This is a genomic window from Bacteroides cellulosilyticus DSM 14838, assembly GCF_000158035.1.
Taxonomy (GTDB): Bacteria; Bacteroidota; Bacteroidia; order Bacteroidales; family Bacteroidaceae; genus Bacteroides; species Bacteroides cellulosilyticus.
In genome coordinates this window covers 569026-577261 of record NZ_EQ973495.1, presented here as the reverse complement: position 1 = coordinate 577261, position 8236 = coordinate 569026, and the positions used below count along the sequence as shown (strand labels likewise).

Genomic DNA, 8236 nt, shown 5'->3' with positions numbered 1-8236 from the left:
AGTTTGATACATCCAATCGCGAGAGTTTCCGTCCGCTTTATCATTTCACTCCTCAATATGGCTGGATGAATGATCCGAACGGTATGGTATATAAAGATGGTGTTTATCATTTGTTTTATCAATACAATCCTTACGGTTCTATGTGGGGAAATATGCATTGGGGACATGCCACCAGTACAGACCTGGTGAATTGGGAACATCAGCCGATAGCCATTGCGCCCGATGCGTTGGGAACTATCTTCAGTGGTTCCTGTGTGGTTGATAAGGATAATACGGCAGGCTTTGGTGCCGGTGCGATCATAGCTTTCTATACTTCGGCCAGCGATCGCCAGGTACAGAGTATGGCTTACAGTCTGGACAACGGAAAGACATTCAAGAAGTATGCGCGTAATCCTATACTGACTTCCACCCAACGTGATTTCCGTGATCCGAAAGTTTTCTGGCATGACGCTACCGATAAATGGATCATGATTCTTGCCGTAGGTCAGGAAATGCAAATCTACTCTTCAGCTAATCTGAAGGACTGGGCTTATGAAAGTAGTTTCGGTGAAGGTCAGGGGGCTCATGGTGGTGTATGGGAATGTCCCGACCTGATAGAACTGCCTATTGAAGGTACGGAACTGAAGAAATGGGTTCTAATCTGTAATATTAATCCCGGCGGACCTTTCGGTGGAAGTGCCACTCAATATTTTGTAGGTACCTTCGATGGAAAGAAGTTTGTGAATGAATCACCGAAAAACACCAAGTGGATGGACTGGGGAAAAGATCACTATGCTACCGTGACTTGGAGTAATGCGCCCGAAGGACGCCATATAGCGCTGGCATGGATGAGCAACTGGCAATATGCTAACAATGTACCTACTACTCAGTATCGCAGTGGTAACTCTGTTCCCCGTGACCTGAGTCTCTATACTTCGGCGGGTGAAACTTATCTGAAATCTTCCCCTTCGCGAGAACTGCTGAAACTGCGTGGGAAAGAAGAAAAGAAGCATTCCTTCAAGGTGGACCGTACTTATAATATGGACAAACTGCTTTCGGATAATACAGGTACGTATGAAATTGAAATGACGATTAAGAACAGAAATGCAGAAGTCATTGGCTTCCAACTTTTCAATTCAAAAGGAGAAGAAGTGGATATTTACTATAATCTGGTAGAGAAGAAGTTTGCGATGGATCGTAGTAAGAGCGGAGTCGTATCATTCAGTTCGGACTTTCCGGTGCTGACTCTTGCTCCGATAGAAGGCAATTCGGAAATGACGCTGCGTCTTTTCGTTGATAAATCAAGTATTGAAGCGTTTGGCGATGACGGACGTTTCGCAATGACAAACCTTGTGTTTCCTTCGGAACCTTACAACCGTATCAGTTTCTATGCCAAAGGCGGTAGCTATGCGGTAAGTTCATTCAAGGTTTATAAGTTGAAATAAGATTGGTCTATATTTCCTCCTTTTCTGTACCCGAATTTTATCAAAGCCGTACCCGCTCCGTAGCTGGTCCGTACCTAAGCGTTTGGACCAGATACGGACCAGGTACGGCTTCTCCTTTATTCTTCTATTTCAATGGTATATTTTCCTTTGAATACCTCTTCGGGTTGCAGATGCTGTACCCAATCCTTATCTTTATACTCTCCTGTATAATGTGCTTTGTCGCAACGACCGTACCATGGTTCAATACAGACAAACGGGGCATTCTTGGCAGGTGGCGACCACAGTCCGACAACAGGCGCATCAAAATGGAGGCTAAGATAAGGAGCTTTCTCCTTATTATATAGAGTAACCCGCCGCACCTGGCTTCCCTCCAATATAAGTGCATCTTTGTCAAATGTATGTGTGTCCAATGGCAACAAGTCGTTTGTCAGTTTCAGAGGATATTGGGTGTCCGGGTCGGCACATCCTTTTTCAGAAATAAGTATGTATTTCAGTCCGCTTTTCTTATTGAAACCGAAAAATCCCCGTTCTTGCGTTTCGGCATCGAAATCCGGATAGTAGAATGCCGGATGTGCACCAATCTGGAAGTGCATTTCCTTCTCCCCGGTATTCTCTACTTCCCACATGACATCGACCTTCTTCTCGCGGATGCGATATCCGATGGTGAGACGGAATGGGAAAGGATATTTCTTGAGTGTTTCTTCGTTGCTGACAAGCTGGTAGCGGACTTCATCGTTTTCCTCGGATATCAGTGTGAACTCCATGTCGCGGGCAAATCCATGCTGAGTGAGGACATAGGTGGTGTCTTCGTTTCGATATTCATTCTCCCATACGCTTCCTACAATCGGGAAGAGTACCGGCGAATGGCGTTTCCAGAATGCAGGATCTGCCTGCCATAGATATTCTTTTCCATTAGAAAAAATACTGCATAGCTCTGCTCCATGTGCAGAGACTTCAATGCTGAGTCGTCCATTAAAGAGTGTTTCCATATTGTTGTTTAAAAAGTTTCTTTGGATAATTTTCCACAAATGTAGCTAAAAAGAGAAATAATGCCCTTGAAATGCGCTTAAAAAACATTCTTGTATCATAATTGCCACTCTTTGTAACAAGATTGTTATCCTGTTGTTCTGATATTCGCTTCCTTTGCAACGTGCTTTTCCGAGCAAGAAATACTTAAATTAATACCATACAACAATGAAATCTAATTCTTCGTTATCCAAGCTGATCCCTGTGATGCTCTGCTTTTTCGCTATGGGATTTGTGGATCTGGTAGGCATCGCCTCCAACTATGTAAAAGCAGATTTGGGTTTGACAGACTCTCAAGCTAACATCTTCCCTTCGCTGGTTTTCTTCTGGTTCCTGATCTTCTCTGTGCCGACAGGTATGTTGATGAGCCGTATCGGACAAAAAAAGACGGTACTCCTTAGTTTGGTTGTGACCTTTGCTTCGTTGTTATTGCCTGTTTTTGGTGATAGCTATACGTTGATGCTGCTTTCTTTCTCTTTATTAGGTATCGGCAATGCATTGATGCAGACTTCACTGAATCCGCTGCTTTCCAACATCGTGAGAGGTGACCGGCTGGCAAGTAGCCTTACCTTCGGACAATTTGTAAAGGCGATTGCTTCGTTTCTTGCACCTTACATCGCTATGTGGGGAGCTACACAGGTCATTCCGTCGTTCGGTTTGGGTTGGCGTGTGCTGTTTCCTATTTATATGGTGATAGCTGTGATAGCCGTTTTATTGTTGGGACAGACACAGATTGCCGAGGAGAAAGAGGAAGGAAAACCTTCTACGTTCGGTGAGTGTTTGGCTTTATTGGGTAAACCGTTTGTTTTGCTTTCTTTCATCGGTATCATGTGCCATGTAGGAATCGATGTAGGTACGAATACTACTGCTCCTAAGATTCTAATGGAGCGTTTGGGGATGGGATTGGATGACGCTGCGTTTGCTACCAGTCTCTACTTCATTTTCCGTACGGCAGGCTGCTTCACAGGTTCTTTTATTTTGAGGAGGATGAATGCTAAATCGTTCTTTGCTATCAGTAGTTTTATGATGTTACTGGCAATGATTGGACTTTTTGCTTTCCATTCAAAAACATCTATTTATATTTGCATTGCGCTGATAGGTTACGGAAACTCGAATATCTTTTCGATTGTCTTCTCACAGGCGTTGCTGTATATGCCCGGCAAGAAGAATGAAGTTTCCGGTCTGATGATAATGGGACTTTTTGGTGGAACTGTTTTTCCGTTGGCAATGGGATTGGCAAGTGATGCCATAGGACAAAGCGGTGCAGTAGCCGTGATGACTGTCGGAGTACTTTATTTGCTGTACTATACTTTGAAGATAAAGAAATAACCTAATGTCTAATTGTAATTTATAATTTGTAATTAAATTTAGTGTCATGAATAAAATCATCGTAGGAATGGGTGAAGCACTCTGGGATGTGCTGCCCGAAGGAAAGAAGATAGGTGGTGCGCCTGCCAATTTCGCTTATCATGTATCACAGTTTGGTTTTGATAGCCGTGTAGTGAGTGCAGTGGGACGTGATGCTGACGGACAGGAAATATTGGATGTTTTTGCTCAAAAGAAACTGACTTGTGAGATCGAGCAAGTGGATTATCCTACCGGTACGGTACAGGTTACTCTTGATGCTGTGGGGGTTCCCTGTTATGAGATTAAAGAGGGGGTGGCTTGGGATAACATTCCTTTTACGGATGATTTGAAACGTCTGGCCCTTTCCACCCGTGCTGTTTGTTTCGGTTCGCTGGCTCAGCGCAGTCCCGTGAGTCGTGCTACTATTCAACGTTTTCTGGACACCATGCCTGATGGAGAAGATCAGATCAAGATTTTCGATATCAATCTTCGTCAGGGATTCTATACGAAAGAAATACTCTGCGAATCTATGCGCCGCTGCAACATACTTAAAATAAATGATGAGGAACTGGTTACTATCAGCCGTATCTTCGGTTATCCGGGTATTGATTTACAGGATAAATGCTGGATACTTTTGGCTAAATATAATCTGAAGATGCTGATTCTGACTTGTGGAACCAATGGCAGTTATGTATTTACTCCGGGTGTAGTATCTTATCAGGATACACCGAAAGTTCCTGTTGCCGATACTGTGGGGGCAGGTGATTCTTTTACTGCTGCTTTTACATCGGCTATACTTAGTGGGAAACCTGTTCCCGAAGCGCATAAACTGGCAGTGGAAGTCTCCGCCTATGTTTGTACACAGAGTGGGGCCATGCCGGAATTGCCGTCTGCTTTTAAGAGTCGGTTGGGAGCAGCTGATATCTCCGGTGTATGAGTTGAACCTATCCTGATAATTGCTTCAACTTGGCAGGCAATCTTATATTATAGGGGCATTGTGTAACATACAATGCCTTTTTGCTTCCAACTCCCTTTTGTGCCATATTCCTGCTTGTCTTCTGTAGTATAACAATAATCGTTCTTATTTTCGGCTTCGTATAGCGGGATGGCTCCTTCTACGGGCGAAGCGTATACATATCCTAATTCTTTTTCCAGTTGCCATTCGGTGTCGGCTGGCAATAGCTCTACAGATAGACGTTGCTTTTTTCCGTTACTATATAAATACAACGGTACGGTACTCGTGATTTGTTGTTTGTAGATGGAACAGATGGCTCCTTCATATTTTTTGTTGGAGTGCATTGCAATATCTAAGTAAGATGTGTCGTATGTGTGATTTTTGCCATTCCAGGCCTGAAGTAACGGAGTGGTAGAAACTAACGATAACTTTTGGTTGGATATATATTTTTCTATCGCATCTTTCACTTGCTCTTTTTTGGTGGCATCCGCTATTAGTTCATAAATAGGAAGGACTTTATTTTGAGTGATTTTCGTCAAAGTATAATTCTTTTCATTGAACGAGTTCCACCAGGCATTAAAGCCATCGGTTATCGGTTGTGAAGTCAATAAACTTGTATTTCCTCCATAGAATTCCAGTATAAGCTGACCTCCTATGCTTTGTGCCACTTCTTCTTCCCATCCGCCGGCACCGCTTCCGGTAAAGAGACCTTGCTGGCCTATTTTTTCCAAAGCGCTGAGTAAGGTGATTTTTGTGGTGCTGGTAGCTGATGTCGCTGTAGGTACTGCTGTCCGGTAAAGTCCTCTGAATCGTGCTCCTATACCGACATCCACTAAAAGGTGTGTGCCATATTTGTTTATGATATCTTCTGCTGCCAAACTGGTTACATCATTTTCAAATTCCTGCGTAAGGTATCTGTATTTATATTTCTCTAAGGTATAGAAAAACGAAAAGTACCAACGCTCCGCTGTAAATAGTTGTTCGCTGGAGGCAAAAGAATATTGTGAAGAATGGTTGTAATCAGACTCGAACTCTTTATGCTTGAGAATGGTACCGACCGATAGAGCATTTCTGGAATTTATGTCTCCCAATATCAGGCTATTGGTAATATCAGTCAGGAATGTTGTTGCATTTTCTCCGGCGTAGTCTCTGGGTTCGGAAGAAGTGGCTTTCATACGATAGATATAATCTTCATCGCTGTTTTCCAATTTTTCCAAATCTATTATAGGAGCTTTTATGGCTTCGGGACTTAAATGGTCGGCAGTAACATCGTAGCCTGCGCCAAGAATTTGTTTCATATTTGCCGGATAGGCTTTGAAAATGACTTTCTTGTCAGGAATGGCTTTAAGTTCATAAAAATCAGAAGAAGTGGGATTTTCATCTTCCGGGTTGAAATCAGAATCCGAGGAACATGCATATAACGTGCATATCGAAATGATAAAATAGAATAGATTTTTCATAATATAATAGTTTTTCTAGTAGTTATCTTGTAGCTGTCGACAAAAGTAACAGAAGTATTTGAAAGGGCAATGGATACACATTCTTTTCTTAAGAAAAAGTGTCTTATTTTATAATGTAAGTGAATCTACATCACTGCACAAAGCTCCTCCACCTGCTTTTCAAAGCTATCCCTCATCTTTGCCTTATTCTTCACTACACTCCGATGATTATAAATTGTTTGTGGTGAGTAGAACAAGAGGGTAGCTATCCTGGAACTATCTTGAATCCCCATACGTATCAATGCAAATATCCGAAGTTCTGTATTCAGTATTTCTCCTCTTTTAGGTATGATTTCTTCACCCTCCCGCAATAGTGCATTAAATTCTTCTATAAATTTAGGGTATAAATTCAAAAATGCCGTATCGAAGTTTACGAAGAACTCTTTCGCATCTGTATCTGACAGTTTGGTGGCATTGACTAACTTCAATAGATCATCTGTCTGCTTTGCTTTCACTTTTCTCTTTACCAAATCCTGATATTTATTCAGCTTGTCTATATAGGCGGCACACAGGTCCATGAACAGGCTTACATATTCTTCACGCGTATGATTTGTATTTACTAATGCCTTATTCAGATGTTGCAGTTCCTGATTCATGTCCGCCAGTATCTTCCTGCGTTTATGGAGTTGATGCATTTGCCGATAAATATAGATCAGGGAGACGACCAGTCCGATGGACAATATACTGATGCATATCAGTGACCATTGCAGTCGTCTGCTCTTGATAAGATTCTGTTCCTGATAAGACAGTACAATAGAAGGGAATTTTTTCGCTATTTCGAGCATGCGGAGCCGGTTATTATAAAACTGAGCGTCTTCCATGGAGTAGTTCAGATAGCGATTGGCACGGGATACTTCCCCACTTCGGTTTTTAAAGATATACAGGGCCAGTTCCTGTAAGGCTAGATTTTCTTTAAGCGGGCATACCTGATCCGATATGGCGGCCTTGATCAGATAATGCTCATATTCGTTCCAGTCACCAAGTTTTGAATAGATCAATGCTAAACCATACGTAACCATAGCATACAATCGAACATTCACTGGAACGCCTTCCAGTGCCTTTTGATAATACTTTTCCGCTTCGGCGTACCGCTGGTGACGATATAGATTTTCTCCTTTCCAGTAATTGTATAGTGACGAGCCAGTGGGAAGTACACTGATCAATGAATCCTGATAAAGCATTTCTTTTTCATAATAACGGGGAGCATAAACCTTATCGTTGGAATATTCCGCCCACATACTGTAAGCCCATTCATAGGCGGTGTAATATTCTATCCGTGTCGCATCATTCAATGTACGTGAATCTATTTGTTCCAGATTCTGGATGGATTCGCTGAAATAACCCGATGTGGAAAGAAGCACCGAGCGGTGAATGATGCTCAGGTTGCGATAAGCGGGGTGAGATAGTGTCATAGCCACCTGTTCTTCCTTGTCTACATAGAGCATGGCTGAATCGAAACGGTAAGTATAGTACTCTTCGTAAATAGCATTGTATAATCGGAAACGTTCATTGTCGTCCATGGATGGATATAGCAAACGCTTTAAACTGTCAATTCGGGCTTCTTTTCGGAGTGAGTATTGGTTGCGCAGTTTTAAAGCTGATTCCAACTCATTGGATAAGTCAGTCTTATTCGCCGCACGAAAAGGGACAAGCACGAACAACAGGAATAATACCGATAACAAGTATTTTTTCATAGGGTATGTTCATTAAAAGTAGACAAATACAAAGATATTAAAACTTTCCGGTAAACGGGTATGTCTACTTGCTTTTATAAAACGGAATGATGTAAATGGCTTGTTATCAGTGCTGTATTGTAGATGATACTCTCACGCCAATCTACCTGACGGCTACTTGCGGAAACCGGGCATTATTATACCTGTTAACTTTGCCCTCGTTGAAAGATAAGGGGAATATTTCTTATCTGATGCCTTGAACCGAAAGTTTAATTTTAAATCCATTAATAGTATGAAAGCAAGTCTCTTTTC

General features: G+C 42.1%; 6 protein-coding genes. 3 read left to right on the top strand and 3 right to left on the bottom strand.

The genetic code is table 11. The annotated features are described in order from the left end of the window. The coding region (locus BACCELL_RS24440) for a glycoside hydrolase family 32 protein (RefSeq protein ID WP_007214839.1) at nt 1-1424 on the top strand (1424 nt) is incomplete at its 5' end. Nucleotides 1425-1540: 116 nt separating this feature from the next. Here the strand turns inward: BACCELL_RS24440 and BACCELL_RS24435 are convergent. Beyond that, nucleotides 1541-2413, bottom strand: a complete 873-nt coding sequence (locus tag BACCELL_RS24435; protein WP_007214838.1) for an aldose 1-epimerase family protein — start codon at nt 2411-2413, stop codon at nt 1541-1543. A 205-nt stretch (nt 2414-2618) separates the two neighbouring features. Between BACCELL_RS24435 and BACCELL_RS24430 the strand changes: the two genes are divergently transcribed. Both BACCELL_RS24430 and BACCELL_RS24425 read left to right on the top strand, forming a co-directional pair. Continuing rightward, nucleotides 2619-3779, top strand: coding sequence for an MFS transporter (locus BACCELL_RS24430; RefSeq protein ID WP_044154363.1), 1161 nt, complete (start codon nt 2619-2621; stop codon nt 3777-3779). A 46-nt stretch (nt 3780-3825) separates the two neighbouring features. After that, nucleotides 3826-4734 (top strand): carbohydrate kinase family protein, encoded by a 909-nt coding sequence (locus BACCELL_RS24425; protein WP_007214835.1) that lies wholly within the window; start codon nt 3826-3828, stop codon nt 4732-4734. 47 nt (nt 4735-4781) lie between these two features. Here BACCELL_RS24425 and BACCELL_RS24420 read toward each other — a convergent pair whose 3' ends face one another. Together BACCELL_RS24420 and BACCELL_RS24415 are read right to left on the bottom strand one after the other, a co-directional pair. Beyond that, on the bottom strand, nt 4782-6212 hold the full coding sequence (locus BACCELL_RS24420; RefSeq protein WP_007214834.1) for an MAC/perforin domain-containing protein: 1431 nt from the start codon (nt 6210-6212) through the stop codon (nt 4782-4784). Nucleotides 6213-6337: 125 nt separating this feature from the next. Then, nucleotides 6338-7945 carry a DUF6377 domain-containing protein gene (locus tag BACCELL_RS24415; protein ID WP_007214833.1) on the bottom strand — a complete coding sequence of 536 codons (1608 nt, stop codon included), beginning with the start codon at nt 7943-7945 and terminating at the stop codon, nt 6338-6340. Between the last annotated feature and the right edge of the window lie 291 nt (nt 7946-8236).

Bases quoted from the DNA above. Each gene is read 5' to 3' on its own strand.
- BACCELL_RS24435 (WP_007214838.1), bottom strand. From the start codon at position 2,413: ATGGAAACACTCTTTAATGGACGACTCAGCATTGAAGTCTCTGCACAT.
- BACCELL_RS24430 (WP_044154363.1), top strand. From the start codon at position 2,619: ATGAAATCTAATTCTTCGTTATCCAAGCTGATCCCTGTGATGCTCTGC.
- BACCELL_RS24425 (WP_007214835.1), top strand. From the start codon at position 3,826: ATGAATAAAATCATCGTAGGAATGGGTGAAGCACTCTGGGATGTGCTG.
- BACCELL_RS24420 (WP_007214834.1), bottom strand. From the start codon at position 6,212: ATGAAAAATCTATTCTATTTTATCATTTCGATATGCACGTTATATGCA.
- BACCELL_RS24415 (WP_007214833.1), bottom strand. From the start codon at position 7,945: ATGAAAAAATACTTGTTATCGGTATTATTCCTGTTGTTCGTGCTTGTC.